Source organism: Rhizobium sp. 18065 (assembly GCF_902706095.1).
Taxonomy (GTDB): domain Bacteria; phylum Pseudomonadota; class Alphaproteobacteria; order Rhizobiales; family Rhizobiaceae; genus Allorhizobium.
The window spans coordinates 286334-301131 of the sequence record NZ_CACSJP010000002.1 but is presented as its reverse complement, the minus strand read 5'-3'; the positions used below and the strand labels follow the sequence as shown (position 1 = coordinate 301131).

The window sequence follows — 14798 nt, the reverse complement described above, 5'->3', positions numbered from 1 at the left end:
TGGCCTCGCCCGCAATCGGCAAAACTCAGGTTCAGCGCTTGGTGTTGCCCATAAGACTCAGTTGGATTCGCCGCCTGGCTTGCCGTTCAACGACGGCGTGAGGTCGCCGATGAAATCGCCGATGCCCGGCCGCTTCAGAGCTTTGAACGGCAGGGGACGGCACAGATCCATCGCCGCTATGCCGATTCGCGCCGTCATCAGGCCGTTGATGACACCTTCACCCAGGCGCGCCGACAGGCGTGAGGCGAGGCCGTGGCCCAGTACCTGCTGCACCAGGCTGTCGCCGACAGCAATCGATCCGGTCACTGCCAGGTGCGCGATCACGTCGCGCAACAGACGCAGCATGCCAAGACTGCCGGGTCGTCCACCATAGAGCTCGGCCATGCCGCGGACCAGTCGCACGACTTCGAACAGCACATAACCCAGATCTACCAGTGCGCGTGGGCTCACGGCGGTGACGACCGAAACGCGCTTGGACGCTCCGAGAATGAGGTTTCTCGCCCGGGTGTCGAGCGGGCTCAACAGTTCGCGCTCTGCAAGTTCGATCAGTTGCGGGCCGTCGATCACGTCATCCTCGACCTCGGCCATCACCTTCTGGCCGCGGGCGGTTTCGGGGCGATGGGAGACGAGGCGCGTCAGGCGCTTGACCACGGCAAGGGCTGCAGGGCGCTTGCGATCGGCGCTGGCAGCCTCGGCTTCCGATTTCAACGACTGGACCGCTTGCAGCCGGTAGAGGCCGGCGATCTCTCGTCCGATGGCAATCGCCAGAGCCAGCAGGCCGACGACGAGAACGCCGATCGCGGCATAGCCAAGCCAGTCGGAGCGGGAGAAGAGGTCGCGGATCAGGCCGTCGACCCAGAGACCGAGCGCGAGGGAGACGAGGATGCCGAAGGCGCTGGCCGCAATCCGCGCAAACGAGAAACCGCGTGGTCTCGGGGTCGCCAGCGGGATCTCGTCGCTTGCCGATCCGGCGCCGATGAAGGGATCGTCGGCGTCCGGGACAATCACCACTTCATGTGAAAAGCTTTGCGGCTGGCGGGATGCTGCCGGACGGGCGGCTTCGGTTGCCGGTTCTGCCTCGACGGAAAATGCCGCTGGGCGTCGGCGGGTGCCGTTGCCCTGACCGGTGCCGGGCACGGAAGATGACGGGGGCTTGGTCATGCGAGACGGTCTCCGAGCAGGAACTGCATGGCGCGATCGAGGCGGATATGGGGGACGGACAATGTGATGCCGCCGCCTGTTTCTTCGAGGCGCGGCGGACGGAAGCGGACAATATCCAGATCCGGCAGTTCGGCAGCCTCGCCGGAGTCGATCGAATGGAAAAAGGCTTCCGGGTCTTCGGGAAGATCGCCGGGAAATACAGCCGTCTTGCGCTCGCCATCGAAGGTCTCGCTGCCGATCCGTTCACCGGCCATCGGGGTGCCGACAATGACCGGCAGATCATGGCCGTCACGCTTGACAGTGGCCTCTCGCGTCGCGCGGACGGAAGCGAGCGCCATGACCTCGATGCCGGCACCGCTCATGCCGATTGTCTGGATCGCCCGGTCCACGAGACGGCGGGTCAGTGTTTCCAGCCGGTCATGGCTTTCGTGATGCAGGTGGTCGGCCTTGGTGGCGGCAACCAGCACGCGATCGATGCGGCGGCGGATCAGCGAGGTGAGGATGGTGTTCGAACCGGCGCGAAAGCAGGCCAGCACATCGCCCAGCGCCCGTTCCAGATCCTGAACCGCTTCAGGGCCACGATTGATGGCCTGCAGCGCGTCAACAAGTACGATCTGGCGATCGAGACGGGCGAAATGTTCGCGGAAGAAGGGTTTCACCACCAGGTTTTTGTAGGCTTCGTAGCGGCGCTCCATCATCGCCTGGAGCGATCCCTTCGGCGCCTTGCCATCGGCCAGAACGGGCAGGGGGGCAAAGGTCAGCGCCGGGGAGCCTTCCAGATCGCCGGGCATCAGGAAGCGGCCGGGCGGCAGCGTCGACAACGAGCGTTCGTCGGATTTGCACAGGCGCAGATAGGTGGTGAAGGTCTCCGCCAGCCGGCGTGCCAGCATTTCGTCAGCCGGGGCATGCGGATCAATGGATGCCGACAGCTCCCGCCACTCGTGTGACAGTTCGGCGCGCACGCCTGTTGTCGCAAGGCTTGCCGTCGCTTCGGAGAACTGGCGATAGTCCTGCTGCAGCAATGGCAGGTCGAGAAGCCATTCGCCCGGGTAGTCAACAATGTCGATCGACAGGCGCCCGGAGGAAAGCAGGCGGTTCCATGCGCTCGCGCTCTTGTATTCTATGGTCAAACGGAGTTCGGAAATCGCCCTTGTCGAATCCGGCCAGACGCGTTCCTTGATCAAGGCGCGGATGTGATCTTCATACTGGAAGCGCGGCACGGCATCGTCCGGCTGTTCCTCCAGTTTCGCACCCGCAATGCGGCCGGAGCGAACGGGTTCGAATACCGGTAGCCGTCCGCCATGCAGAAGGTTGTGGACGAGCGAGGAGATGAAGACGGTTTTGCCGGCACGCGACAGGCCGGTCACGCCCAGGCGGATCGTCGGGTGGACAAGATTGGCGGCACGGTCGGCAACATTGTCGAGCGCTATCGCTGCTTCATCGGTAATGCTGGTGAACAGGGAAGGAGGCAATGGCGGGTTCCTGAAATTGTCATGGCGCATTCTGCTGCTGGACGTCGACCAGCGACAGGCATCGGCCTTGCTGCATATAGGTTGCCATTGCGCAGCAAAAAAGGAGCGGGGACGCTTGGCGCCTTATAGATGGCGCCCCGCCGGGTCAGCCGACGAGGAAATCCTGCAGTTTCCAGCCCTGGCCCGGGCCGTCGATCTTCAGGGCATCGATCACCGCGAGGCCGGATGTCGGGTAGCCTTCGGGTACCGTGCGGCCGACGATGTCATGGCCGACCAATCGCGCGAAGACTTCCTCGACGGCAGGGTTATGCCCCACCATCATCAACGACTCGACGCCGCGTGTTGAGGTCAGGATCTCCAGATATGTATCGGCCGGCGAATTATATAGATCATCGACGAAACGAAATTCTGACTGTCCGGAGAAGGCCCTGCGTATTGCATCGGCAGTCTGCCGGCACCGCTTTGCGGTTGAGGAAATCACCAATTCGGGCCGATAGCCCTTTTCCGCAGCGGTCTCGGCGAGCAGCTCTGCCTCGGCAAAACCTGCGTCGGAAAGGCTGCGGTCAAAATCGCGCCCGCCAGGCTCGGCCCAGCCGGATTTTGCATGTCGCAACAAATAGATGCGTTCAGGAGGCTTGGTGGAGAGCGTCATCCGTTGGGTTATCCGCGTCAGATCATCCTACTAATGAACTAGCGGTTATCAGCCCTCCACGTCAACTGGTCGTACACGGCATATCGTGGCCCGCGTCCAGTGCCTTGCCGAGACTTGGTTCGTTGTCGTTGCGGGAAATAGTGCTTAAAAAATATACTCTTAGATGAAAATTGTAACAGATTTAAAAATGCCGTGGAAACAGTCAGGAGGCTTGAACAGGTTTGAATGAAAGGTTATACACCCGCACATTGAGATGTTCTTCAGGAGAATCGCGTTGAGTGAGAAGATCAATCTTAGCAATTATGTGCTCTCTGAGGATGAAGAGTTCATGAATGCGAACCAGAGGGCTTATTTTCGGGCAAAGCTTGTTGCCTGGAAGAATGATATCCTACGCGAAGCGCGCGAAACTCTCGGTCACCTTGCGGAAGAGAGCGCCAACCATCCCGACCTCGCGGACCGGGCTTCATCTGAAACGGACCGTGCCATCGAGCTCCGTGCTCGCGACAGACAGCGCAAGCTGATCTCGAAGATCGACGCCGCATTGCAGCGGATCGACGAAGGCACCTATGGATTTTGCGAGGAGACCGGCGAGCCGATCGGCTTGAAACGCCTTGACGCTCGTCCGATTGCGACCCTGTCGATTGAAGCGCAGGAGCGCCACGAGCGCCGCGAAAAGGTCTATCGCGACGAGTGAACCAGTTTGTTCACTCCTGCGCCACTTGCAGCGACTGATTTTCCATGCCGGCCTTAGGGCCGGCATTTTTCGTTTTGGTGATGGGGCAGGCAGGTGAGTGCGATGGCGCATGTGACTGCCGCATAACTATCCGGTCACAACAGCCATTCATACCAAAACTGCGCTCATTCTCAGGAGTTTCGGCTGGCTCAGGAGTTTCGGCTAGCCGACATCTCGCCAAAGATGCGAGCGATCTCGTTCTGCAGGTTCGGTTCGTCTGGTTTAGCGTCTGTGGCCGGCTTCGCCGCCGGGGGCGTCACATGCCTGTTTTCCGGCAGGATCGCCGATATCGGCAGACCGGGGCGGTCGCTGCGGATCTCGGGCAAAAATGGCTGGGTCATAGGACTATCGCCCTTGAGGTTGCTGGCCTGGGGAAGTGGCAGCGGATCAGCGGCCAGATGCAGCGCCATTTCTTCTTCAAGAACCCGCTCGAAATCGCTCATGTCGCGCGGCGGTTCCTGCTTCTCAGCGGCATTGAACGGTTCGTGTTGTGGTGCGAAGCGCTCCGCTGCGAAGGGTTGCGCTGCGTCCGGACGCTCCGCGTTCATTGGCAGGACGCGCGCACGGGCCGCCTCCAGTATGTTGGCTGCATCAGGTGCCGTCACCTCCGGCGCGTGGAACGATGTGGCTTCCGCGGCAATATCAACCGAAGGGATCTGGATCACGGGCATGTCTGGGACCGTGTGCGAGGCGATCGATGCCACCTCCGGCGCACTGCCGATATTGGTCGGCTGTTCGAACTGCGGCTCACGCTGCGGTTCATACGAACCCTCATGCGAGCCTTCAGATGAAACTTCGGGCACGATAGCGATCGAGGCGTATGCCTCTGTTGGCGCAGTGGGGGATGCAATCTCGATCGGAGCCTGGATCGACGCTGATCGAGCTGTTTCAACAACGGGCGCAATCGCAACGGGTGGAGCCGGCGGAACAGGCGATGCCACCACGTCAAGGCGCGGTTCCTGGCGCGGCTCTGCCGGGATAGGGGCACTCGGCGGGCGAACCGGATCGAGCGGTTTTGCTTCGTCGCGCGCCACGGGCGTTGGCATTGGCGTTTGTATCTGTGGTGTGGCTGGTGCCGTCATCACCGGGATCGTTGCCGATGCGACGATAGGCGCCACCGAAGCTGCGGTAAGCGGAATGACGGTGGCCTGGGCTGCCGATGCTGGCTGGGCTATCGGGGCGCCTGCAGTCATTGGAGCCTTCTGCGCAGTCGTCGCGCTGTTTTGCTGTGCGGTCAGCACCGGCGCCACTGGCGCCACATGCATGGGCGCCGGCTGTGGTTTGGAGCGGACGGGCTCCTGTTCCGCGATCGTGCGTTCCGCAGCAGTGGCTGCCTGGACCGGGCGTGCAGGTTTGACCACAGGTTCCGGCTCGACGGGTGCGGTAACAATCCTGGCCGTCCCGGCAGGAGGCAGGGTTGGTGATGTCTCTGAGGCCTGGGCCTGGACAGCCAAAGCTGAGAGATAGGCTCGGTCGTCGCCAATCCCGCTTTCAATGACGATATCGGTTGGACCGCCGATCATCACCAGGTGTTCGACATTGTCACGGCGGATCAGGACAATCCGGCGGCGTGCGTCGACGGCGGCAGCATCCAGGACCTGCAGGCGGGGCTGGCGGTTTCTGCCGCCGCGGACGAAAGGCGAGGATGCGCGATTGCGCATCAGCCAGAGCACGATGAACAAACACAGCAGAGCGAGCGCCACGCCAAGGGCCGCCACCAGCAAACGGTTGCCATAGGCCGAAATCAGTTCATCCAGCATGATACGCTCTCCTTGTCAGGCTTTCTCGCAGAAGATGGCGCTTTCTGCAATCATGGGCCGCAATCATGGCTTGTCGCCTGTCCCGTGCAGCAATTACATGGGGCTCCACCCCTCAATTTCCACTCAGAATGAGGCAATCCTGTGGGGTAGCGACAAAGCAAGCGGGTTTCGGCCTTTCTTCGCTTTTTGCACCCCTTGCAAATTGCTAAACAGGACGGTGCGCCGATTCCCGTAACGGGTCGGGAGCAAGGCGCGGACAGGCAAGAGGCATTCATGACACGACAGCAGAAGCCCGGTGATAGCGACAGCCCTCTGGTGGACCGCCGGGGCGGGTTCGGTACGGCGCTGCGTATTCTTTTGCTCGCTCTGGTCCTGATCGGAGCATCTGCAGCCTTTGTCTTTTTCCGCGACCAGCTGGACAACCAGATCGTTCTGGGTGTTCTCGGCGTTCTGGCAATGATGGGGATCTTCTTCATCGTCTCGGCCGTCATTGGCTTCGTCGAGGTCATGCCGCAGTCCCATACCGATACGCTTGCGCGCCGTTTTCTGGCCAGCCAGCCGGAAGGCACGCTGATCACCGATTCGGAAGGGCGCATCGTTTATGCCAATGCGGCCTATGGCGAGATGACCGGTGCGAAGAAGGCGACGGATGTCCAGACGCTCGAGGCCTTGCTGTCGCGTTATCGCGAATCGAGCGAAGCGCTCTACCGGCTGACCAACGGTTTGCGCGAAGGTCGCGAGAGCTACGAGGAGTTCCGGCTGCTGAAGCCGCTCGGCAACCAGACCGGCAATGGCTCCGGTGCTCATTGGTACCGGCTGAAGGCACGGTTGCTGGAGAGCGAGAGCCGCGGGCGTGGCCTGCATGTCTGGCAGATTTCCGACATCACTGTCGAGCGCGACGACCAGGAGCGCTTCTTCAAGGAATTGCAGCACGCAATCGATTATCTCGACCATGCGCCTGCCGGCTTCTTCTCCGCCGGCCGCAAGGGCGAGATCTACTATCTCAATGCGACACTTGCCGAATGGCTGGGCGTCGACCTGACGCAGTTCAGCCCTGGCTCGATGTCGATTGCCGATCTGGTTGCCGGCGAAGGCATGGCGCTGATCAATTCCGTGCAGGCCGAACCCGGCAATTCGCGGACAGAGACGCTCGATCTTGATCTGCGCCGGGTCAATGGCCAGATCCTGCCTGTGCGACTGGTGCACCGCGTGCGGGCTGCGCGTGATGGGGCACCGGGCGAAAGCCGGTCGATCGTGCTGGCCCGGCAAAGCGGCGACACCGGCGATCACTCGGCCTCGGTCGCATCCATGCGCTTCACCCGGTTCTTCAACAACACGCCGATGGCGATTGCATCTGTCGATGGCGAAGGCCGGATTCTGCGCACCAATGCGCCGTTCATGAAGCTGTTTGCCGACATCATCAGCCGCGACCAGATCGAACAGCATGACAAGTTGGAGCTCGTGTTCCATGAGAGCGAGCGCGAGCGTTTCAACGATGCGCTGACGCTGGCCAAGGATCGCCAGGTCGATATCGCGCCGATCGACAGCCGCCATCCTGTTAGCGATAGCCGGCACTTCCGCTTCTACGTCAATGCCGTGATCGATCAGAGCGACGAGGCGCCCGAAGAGGCCGCAATCGTCTATGCGGTCGATGTTACCGACCAGAAGGCGCTGGAAGCGCAGATGGCGCAGACGCAGAAGATGAATGCCGTCGGCACGCTTGCGGGCGGTATCGCGCATGACTTCAACAATGTGCTCACAGCGATCCTTCTGTCGTCCGATCATCTGCTGCTGCAGGCGCGGCCATCGGATGCAAGCTTCGCCGACCTGATGGAAATCAAGCGCAACGCCAATCGTGCCGCCGTCCTGGTTCGGCAGTTGCTTGCATTTTCGCGCAAGCAGACGATGCGCCCCTCGGTGTTGAACCTGACAGACGTGATCGGCGATCTGCGCATGCTGGTCGACCGGTTGATTTCCGGCAGCAATGTCAAGCTGCGGGTGGAATATGGGCGCGATCTCTGGCCGGTGAAGACCGACCTGTCGCAGTTCGAGCAGGTGATGATCAACCTCTGCGTCAATGCGCGCGATGCCATGCCGGGCGGCGGGGCAATCACGGTGTCGACGCGCAATGTTTCGGCGCAGGAAGCAGGTGATTTCCAGTATCGCGGCCTGCCGGCGGAAGAAATGGTGCTGATCGAGGTCGCCGACACCGGCACCGGCATCGCGCCTGAGATCATGGACAAGATCTTCGAGCCTTTCTTTACGACGAAGGAAGTGGGCAAAGGCACCGGTCTCGGTCTTGCCATGGTCTATGGCATCGTCAAGCAGTCCGGCGGTTACATCTATCCCGAATCGGAAGTTGGTAAAGGCACCACGTTCCGCATCTTCCTGCCGCGGCACATCCCCGAGATCCAGCCGGTTGTTGAGCATGCGGCCGGTGCACCGGATCCGCCCACGATTGCGGCTTCTGTTGCGAGCAACGAAGCATCCGCCGAGAACCGCGATCTGACCGGAAAGTCGGCCGTGGTGCTTCTCGTGGAGGACGAAGAGGCGGTGCGTCGCGGTGGCAAACGCATGCTGGAAACACGCGGCTACACCGTGCATGAGGCGGGGTCGGGCGTCGAGGCGCTGGAAATCCTGGCGGAACTCGGTGGCGCGGTGGACATCGTCGTCTCCGACGTCGTCATGCCGGAAATGGATGGGCCGACGCTGCTGAGCGAACTGCGAAAGATCTATCCCGACATGAAGTTCATCTTCGTATCGGGCTATGCCGAGGACGCGTTTGCGCGCAATCTGCCGGCAGATGCCAAATTCGGCTTCCTGCCCAAGCCCTTCTCGCTGAAGCAGTTGGCGGTAGCCGTTCGTGAGATGCTTGACGGTCAAGCCTGAGATCCAGCCATATCGGAAATAAAAAAAACCGCGCTGGCGACAGCGCGGTTTTTTGCTTCGAGGGTCAGGCGCCTGTATCAGCCGTTCATTGCGACGGCGATTTCCGCGGCCAGGCGCGCATTGTTTTCAACCAGCGCGATATTGGTCTTGAGGCTGCGGCCTTCGGTGAGGTGGAAGAGATTGTCGAGCAGATAAGGGGTAACCTGCTTTCCGGCAATCTCGTCACGTTCGGCGTTGGCCAGCGCACGGCTGATGTAGATTTCCATTTCCTCGCGCGGGATCTCGTCTGCTTCCGGCACGGGATTGGCGATCAGCATGCCGCCATCGATGCCGAGCTGTTCGCGCAGCTTCTGGAAATTGGCGATCGCGGCCGGGCTCGTCAGATTGAGCACGCTCTTGAGGCCCGAACTGCGTGACCAGAAAGCCGGGAAGTCTTCGCTGTCATAGGTGACAACAGGCACGCCGCGGGTTTCAAGCACTTCAAGGGTCTTGGGAATATCGAGAATGGCCTTCGGACCTGCAGACACCACGATGACTGCCGTGCGTGCAAGCTCTTCGAGGTCGGCGGAAATGTCAAAGCTTTCTTCCGCTCCACGGTGCACGCCGCCGATGCCACCCGTTGCAAACACATGGATACCGGAACGATAGGCGGCGATCATGGTTGCTGCGACAGTGGTGGCGCCATTGCGGCGCTCGGCGAGCGCAAAGGCCAGATCGGCGCGCGACAGCTTCATCACATTGCTCATCTGCGCCAACGCTTCCAGTTGGGAAGGCTCAAGGCCGATATGCAGCACGCCGTTCATCACGGCGATGGTCGCGGGCACTGCCCCCTGCTGGCGGATGATCGTCTCGACGCTCTTCGCCATGTCGAGATTGCCCGGATAGGGCATGCCATGGGTGATGATGGTCGATTCCAGCGCCACGATTGGCGCACCGCGCTGCTTGGCGGCGCTGACTTCGCTGGAATAGGCAATGGGCAGGAGAGGGGAGATGGAACGGTTCATTTGAGCTTCCAGATGGTTTTGCCCGTCATGGCAGGAAACGGGCCCGTGGGACAAGAGCCAACTGTGTTTCCAGCCTTTGGGGCGTGAGGTTTTCTTCGGTTGCATGCATAGAGGCAAGCGTAATCGCGGCCGCCGCCGTCGCCTGGCGAAGCGCTTCGCACAGATCGCCGCCAGCCAGCCGGGCTCTCAGAAAGCCGGCGGCAAAGGCATCGCCGGCACCAGTCACGTCTGCGATCTGGGTCACCGGTGCTGGTTCGATCGCGGCTGCGGATGTCTCGTCGAAGGCAATCGCGATGCGTCCGCCGCTGGTGACGCTGCCGCCGCGAACACCGGCAAGACGCAGAAGCGCTGGCCAGTCTTCCGGTCTGTCTGCCGTTTTCCCGGTCAGGCTTTCGGCTTCGGCGACATTGAGGAAAAGATGGCCGATGCCGGGCAGGGCGTCCCTCAGACGAAGGACCTTTGCCGGGGATATGGCGATGGCCGATAGGCCTATGCCACGCCGGGCGGTCTCTTCGGCAAGGGCGGTGATGGTTAGCCTTGGCAGGTTCGCGTCGCAGAGAACATGGCGGGCGTGATCGAGGCTGTCGCGGGTGGAGCGGGCGCGCAGCCGGCGGGCGCTGAACAGGTCGTACAGCGCCATGTCGGCGAGGGCGATTACCAGATTGCCGTCGCGCTCGAGGATGGCGGTATAGCTCGGCGTGGCGCGATCGAGAAAGACGACAGGGCAATCGTCGAGACCGGCACGCTCTGCGGCATCCGCTACAGTCTGGCCGGCCGGGTCGCCGCCGCGGGGCGCAACAAGCCGGACACGGTGTCCGAGCCGGGACAGGTTGCAGGCGGCATTGAACACGCCGCCGCCCGCTTCCTCGAACCATTGTCCGGGATTGCTGGCGCCGGGCTTGGTCTCGCCGAACAGACGTCCGCGACGGTCGATATGGGCGCCACCTATGGCCAGAATATCAAAGCTCATGCACGGCACTCTCTCACGCGGCTGATACGAATCGCAAGGACATCAAAACATCGATTTTGCAATGTAAGACACTGTTTGCAAAAGCTTTTCCAAACTGTGGAACAGATAACGAACCTAGGGTGAAAATCCGTTTTTTCTCAATGACTTGAATGGCGCTTGTCAAATGAGAACAAACGAAGTACATACAGTCCATCGGCGGCTTCATTGCCTATGCGGCCTCAATAACCTAAAGGTGGATCAAATGGCACAGAATTCTTTGCGGTTGGTAGAGGACAAATCGGTGGATAAAAGCAAGGCATTGGAAGCGGCGCTCTCGCAGATCGAACGTTCGTTCGGCAAGGGCTCGATCATGAAGCTCGGCACGAACGAGAGCGTGGTCGAAGTCGAGACAGTCTCGACGGGATCGCTCAGCCTCGATATCGCGCTTGGTATCGGCGGTCTGCCAAAGGGCAGAATCATTGAAATTTACGGCCCGGAAAGCTCGGGCAAGACGACGCTTGCGCTGCAGACGATTGCCGAAGCGCAGAAGAAGGGCGGTATCTGCGCCTTTGTCGACGCCGAGCACGCACTCGATCCGGTCTATGCCCGCAAGCTCGGTGTCGATCTGCAGAACCTTTTGATCTCGCAGCCAGATACAGGCGAGCAGGCGCTCGAAATCACCGACACGCTGGTGCGTTCCGGCGCTGTCGACGTTCTGGTTATCGACTCGGTTGCAGCGCTGACGCCGCGTGCCGAAATCGAAGGCGAGATGGGTGACAGCCTGCCGGGCCTGCAGGCGCGTCTGATGAGCCAGGCGCTGCGCAAGCTGACAGCCTCGATCTCCAAGTCGAAGACCATGGTGATCTTCATCAACCAGATCCGCATGAAGATCGGCGTTATGTTCGGTTCGCCGGAAACCACCACCGGCGGCAACGCGCTGAAGTTCTACGCTTCTGTGCGCCTGGACATCCGCCGTATCGGCGCGGTCAAGGATCGCGAAGAGGTTGTCGGCAACCAGACGCGCGTAAAGGTCGTCAAGAACAAGATGGCGCCTCCGTTCAAGCAGGTCGAATTCGACATCATGTATGGCGAAGGTGTTTCGAAGACCGGCGAGCTTGTCGATCTCGGCGTCAAGGCCGGCATTGTCGAAAAAGCAGGTGCCTGGTTCTCCTACAATAGCCAGCGTCTCGGCCAGGGGCGTGAAAACGCCAAGCTGTTCCTGCGCGACAATCCGGCGCTGGCCCAGGAGATCGAGCTGGCGCTGCGGCAGAATGCCGGGTTGATCGCGGAGAAGTTCCTGCAGAACGGTGGTCCCGACGCCAATGATGGCGATAGCGCCGAGGATTAAGTCTCACGCTGTCCTAGATTCGAATTCCAGCCGGCCATGTTTCGAAAGAGGCGTGGCCGGTTTTCTATTGCGCGGCTGGACAGCGACCATGCCGGACGATAAAAGCCATTGATTTTGCGAATTGGCCGGCGTTCCGGCCTGAATGAAGGGCGTGACATGAGCGGTGTAAACGACATCCGGTCGACTTTTCTCGACTACTTCAAGACGAACGGTCACGAGGTCGTATCCTCCAGCCCGCTGGTGCCGCGCAACGACCCGACATTGATGTTTACCAATGCGGGCATGGTGCAGTTCAAGAACGTCTTCACTGGCCTGGAACAGCGCCCGTATTCGCGCGCTGTGACTGCGCAGAAATGCGTGCGTGCCGGTGGCAAGCATAACGATCTGGACAATGTCGGCTATACCGCCCGCCACCATACGTTCTTCGAAATGCTCGGCAATTTCTCCTTTGGCGACTATTTCAAGGAAAATGCCATCGAGCTGGCCTGGAACCTGATCACCAAGGAATTCGGCATCGACAAGAACCGGATTCTGGTCACGGTCTATCACACCGATGACGAGGCGCATGCCCTGTGGAAGAAGATAGCCGGCCTGACCGACGACCGGATCATCCGGATCCCGACCAGCGACAATTTCTGGGCGATGGGCGATACCGGTCCGTGCGGTCCCTGTTCTGAGATCTTTTACGACCATGGCGACCATATCTGGGGCGGACCGCCCGGCTCGCCGGAAGAGGATGGCGATCGTTTCATCGAGATCTGGAACCTCGTCTTCATGCAGTACGAGCAGATCACCAAGGAAGAGCGCGTCGACCTGCCGCGTCCCTCGATCGATACCGGCATGGGCCTTGAGCGCGTTGCCGCCCTGCTGCAGGGAAAGCACGACAATTACGACATTGACCTGTTCCGGGCGCTGATCGCTGCTTCCGAGGAGGCCACCGGCGTCAAGGCCGAGGGTGATCAGCGCGCCAGCCACCGGGTCATCGCCGACCATCTGCGCTCGTCCGCCTTCCTGATCGCCGACGGCGTGCTGCCGTCTGCCGAAGGTCGCGGCTATGTCCTGCGCCGCATCATGCGCCGCGCGATGCGCCATGCCGAATTGCTTGGTGCCCGCGAACCTTTGATGTGGAAGCTGCTGCCGGCGCTGATCCAGCAGATGGGCCGCGCCTATCCGGAACTGGTGCGAGCCGAAGCGCTGATCACCGAGACGCTGAAGCTCGAGGAAACCAGGTTCCGCACGACGCTGAAGCGCGGTCTGTCGCTTCTGTCGGATGCGACCACGACGCTCGGCAAGGGCGACATGCTCGATGGCGAAACCGCCTTCAAGCTTTACGATACCTACGGCTTCCCGCTCGACCTGACCCAGGACGCTCTGCGCGCCCGCGAAATCAGCGTCGATCTCAGCGGCTTCACCGATGCGATGGAACGCCAGAAGGCGGAAGCCCGCTCGCATTGGGCCGGCTCCGGCGACAAGGCGACGGAAACAATCTGGTTCGAGCTGCGCGACAAGCACGGTGCGACGGAATTCCTCGGCTATGACACCGAGACTGCCGAAGGCGTTGTCCAGGCGATCGTCAAGGACGGTGCAGCCGTTGACGGCGCGGCCAGTGGCGACAAGGTTCAGATCGTCGTCACCCAGACGCCGTTCTACGGTGAATCGGGTGGCCAGATGGGCGATACCGGTCTCATCTCGTCCGACACTGCCAAGATCGAGATCACCGACACGCAGAAGCGTGGCGAGGGCCTGTTCGTGCATATCGGCACCGTTGTCGAGGGCACGATCAAGGCTGGCGATGCTGTTGCCATGACCGTCGATCATGCCCGCCGCTCGCAGATCCGCGCCAACCATTCGGCGACGCATCTGCTGCATGAGGCGCTGCGCGAAGTGCTTGGCCATCATGTGGCGCAGAAGGGTTCGCTGGTAACACCGGATCGCCTGCGCTTCGACGTTTCGCATGCCAAGCCGATGTCGGCGGAAGAGCTCAAGGTGGTCGAGGATATGGCCAACGAGATCATTCTGCAGAACGCGCCGGTGACGACACGTCTGATGAGCGTCGACGATGCCCGCGCCGAGGGCGCAATGGCGTTGTTCGGCGAGAAATATGGCGATGAAGTGCGCGTCGTGGCCATGGGCCGGGGCCTGCATGGCGCCAAGACCGGCAAGCCTTATTCAATCGAACTCTGCGGCGGGACGCATGTGACGTCCACCGGTGATATCGGTCTTGTGCGCATTCTCGGCGACAGTGCCGTCAGTTCCGGCGTGCGCCGTATCGAAGCTGTCACAGGTGAGACGGCACGTGCCTATCTTGCCGAGCAGGATGAACGCGTGAAGGCTCTGGCCGGTGCGCTGAAGGTGCAGCCGGGCGAAGTTCTGTCGCGTGTCGAAGCGCTGATGGACGAGCGCCGCAAGCTGGAAAAAGAACTGGCCGATGCCAAGCGCAAGCTTGCCATGGGCGGCGGGCAGGGCGGTTCTGAAGAAGCCGTTCGCGAAGTTGCCGGCATCAAGTTCCTCGGCAAGGCGATTTCGGGTGTGGATCCGAAGGACCTGAAGGGTCTCGCCGATGACGGCAAGGCCAGCCTCGGTTCGGGCGTGGTTACGCTGATCGGCGTGTCGGAAGACGGCAAGGCGAGTGCAGTTGTTGCCGTGACGGCGGATCTGGTCGGACGTTTCAGCGCGGTCGATCTGGTTCGTGTTGCCTCTGTCGCGCTCGGTGGCAAGGGCGGAGGCGGTCGTCCGGACATGGCGCAGGCCGGTGGTCCGGATGGGTCCAAGGCCGACGAGGCGCTGGAAGCCGTGGCCGCGGCACTGGCCGGCTGAGACAACAGCGTTT

The 14798-nt window shown here is 61.3% G+C and carries 10 protein-coding genes; 4 read left to right on the top strand and 6 right to left on the bottom strand.

What is annotated here, in order from left to right; translation table 11 throughout:
- Window positions 1-57: 57 nt before the first annotated feature.
- From GVK95_RS07275 to GVK95_RS07265, 3 genes are all read right to left on the bottom strand, one after another.
- Window positions 58-1161: a TIGR01620 family protein gene (locus tag GVK95_RS07275; RefSeq protein ID WP_159948035.1), complete on the bottom strand. Its 1104-nt coding sequence runs from the start codon at window positions 1159-1161 to the stop codon at window positions 58-60.
- Window positions 1158-2633, bottom strand: coding sequence for a YcjX family protein (locus tag GVK95_RS07270; RefSeq protein WP_159948033.1), 1476 nt, complete (start codon window positions 2631-2633; stop codon window positions 1158-1160). Before GVK95_RS07270 ends, GVK95_RS07275 begins: the two co-directional genes overlap by 4 nt.
- A gap of 145 nt (window positions 2634-2778) precedes the next feature.
- Window positions 2779-3285 (bottom strand): histidine phosphatase family protein, encoded by a 507-nt coding sequence (locus GVK95_RS07265; RefSeq protein ID WP_159948031.1) that lies wholly within the window; start codon window positions 3283-3285, stop codon window positions 2779-2781.
- Window positions 3286-3559: 274 nt separating this feature from the next.
- Between GVK95_RS07265 and dksA the strand changes: the two genes are divergently transcribed.
- A complete protein-coding gene (gene dksA / locus GVK95_RS07260) occupies window positions 3560-3979 on the top strand; it encodes an RNA polymerase-binding protein DksA (RefSeq protein WP_009109440.1) in 420 nt (139 codons plus the stop codon).
- Between the two features lie 188 nt (window positions 3980-4167).
- Here dksA and GVK95_RS07255 read toward each other — a convergent pair whose 3' ends face one another.
- Entirely contained in the window at window positions 4168-5778 is a 1611-nt protein-coding gene (locus GVK95_RS07255; RefSeq protein ID WP_159948029.1) for a flagellar biosynthetic protein FliO, read from the bottom strand.
- A 273-nt stretch (window positions 5779-6051) separates the two neighbouring features.
- Here GVK95_RS07255 and GVK95_RS07250 point away from each other — a divergent pair, with 273 nt between their 5' ends.
- Window positions 6052-8667, top strand: coding sequence for a PAS domain-containing sensor histidine kinase (locus GVK95_RS07250; protein WP_159948027.1), 2616 nt, complete (start codon window positions 6052-6054; stop codon window positions 8665-8667).
- A 77-nt stretch (window positions 8668-8744) separates the two neighbouring features.
- Here the strand turns inward: GVK95_RS07250 and GVK95_RS07245 are convergent, their stop codons facing one another.
- Both GVK95_RS07245 and GVK95_RS07240 read right to left on the bottom strand, forming a co-directional pair.
- Complete coding sequence (locus GVK95_RS07245; RefSeq protein WP_159948025.1) at window positions 8745-9671, bottom strand: pseudouridine-5'-phosphate glycosidase; 927 nt, start codon at window positions 9669-9671, stop codon at window positions 8745-8747.
- A 25-nt stretch (window positions 9672-9696) separates the two neighbouring features.
- Complete coding sequence (locus tag GVK95_RS07240; RefSeq protein ID WP_159948023.1) at window positions 9697-10641, bottom strand: carbohydrate kinase family protein; 945 nt, start codon at window positions 10639-10641, stop codon at window positions 9697-9699.
- Between the two features lie 241 nt (window positions 10642-10882).
- Between GVK95_RS07240 and recA the strand changes: the two genes are divergently transcribed.
- Window positions 10883-11968 carry a recombinase RecA gene (gene recA / locus GVK95_RS07235; protein ID WP_159948021.1) on the top strand — a complete coding sequence of 362 codons (1086 nt, stop codon included), beginning with the start codon at window positions 10883-10885 and terminating at the stop codon, window positions 11966-11968.
- 156 nt (window positions 11969-12124) lie between these two features.
- The gene (gene alaS, locus GVK95_RS07230) at window positions 12125-14785 is read left to right on the top strand and encodes an alanine--tRNA ligase (RefSeq protein WP_159948019.1); all 2661 of its coding nucleotides are present in this window, start codon (window positions 12125-12127) and stop codon (window positions 14783-14785) included.
- The last annotated feature ends 13 nt before the right edge of the window (window positions 14786-14798 follow it).

Excerpts from the sequence above, each read along its gene's own strand:
- GVK95_RS07275 (WP_159948035.1), bottom strand. The coding sequence starts at position 1,161 with ATGACCAAGCCCCCGTCATCTTCCGTGCCCGGCACCGGTCAGGGCAAC.
- GVK95_RS07265 (WP_159948031.1), bottom strand. The coding sequence starts at position 3,285 with ATGACGCTCTCCACCAAGCCTCCTGAACGCATCTATTTGTTGCGACAT.
- GVK95_RS07255 (WP_159948029.1), bottom strand. The coding sequence starts at position 5,778 with ATGCTGGATGAACTGATTTCGGCCTATGGCAACCGTTTGCTGGTGGCG.
- GVK95_RS07250 (WP_159948027.1), top strand. The coding sequence starts at position 6,052 with ATGACACGACAGCAGAAGCCCGGTGATAGCGACAGCCCTCTGGTGGAC.
- GVK95_RS07245 (WP_159948025.1), bottom strand. The coding sequence starts at position 9,671 with ATGAACCGTTCCATCTCCCCTCTCCTGCCCATTGCCTATTCCAGCGAA.
- GVK95_RS07240 (WP_159948023.1), bottom strand. The coding sequence starts at position 10,641 with ATGAGCTTTGATATTCTGGCCATAGGTGGCGCCCATATCGACCGTCGC.
- recA (WP_159948021.1), top strand. The coding sequence starts at position 10,883 with ATGGCACAGAATTCTTTGCGGTTGGTAGAGGACAAATCGGTGGATAAA.
- alaS (WP_159948019.1), top strand. The coding sequence starts at position 12,125 with ATGAGCGGTGTAAACGACATCCGGTCGACTTTTCTCGACTACTTCAAG.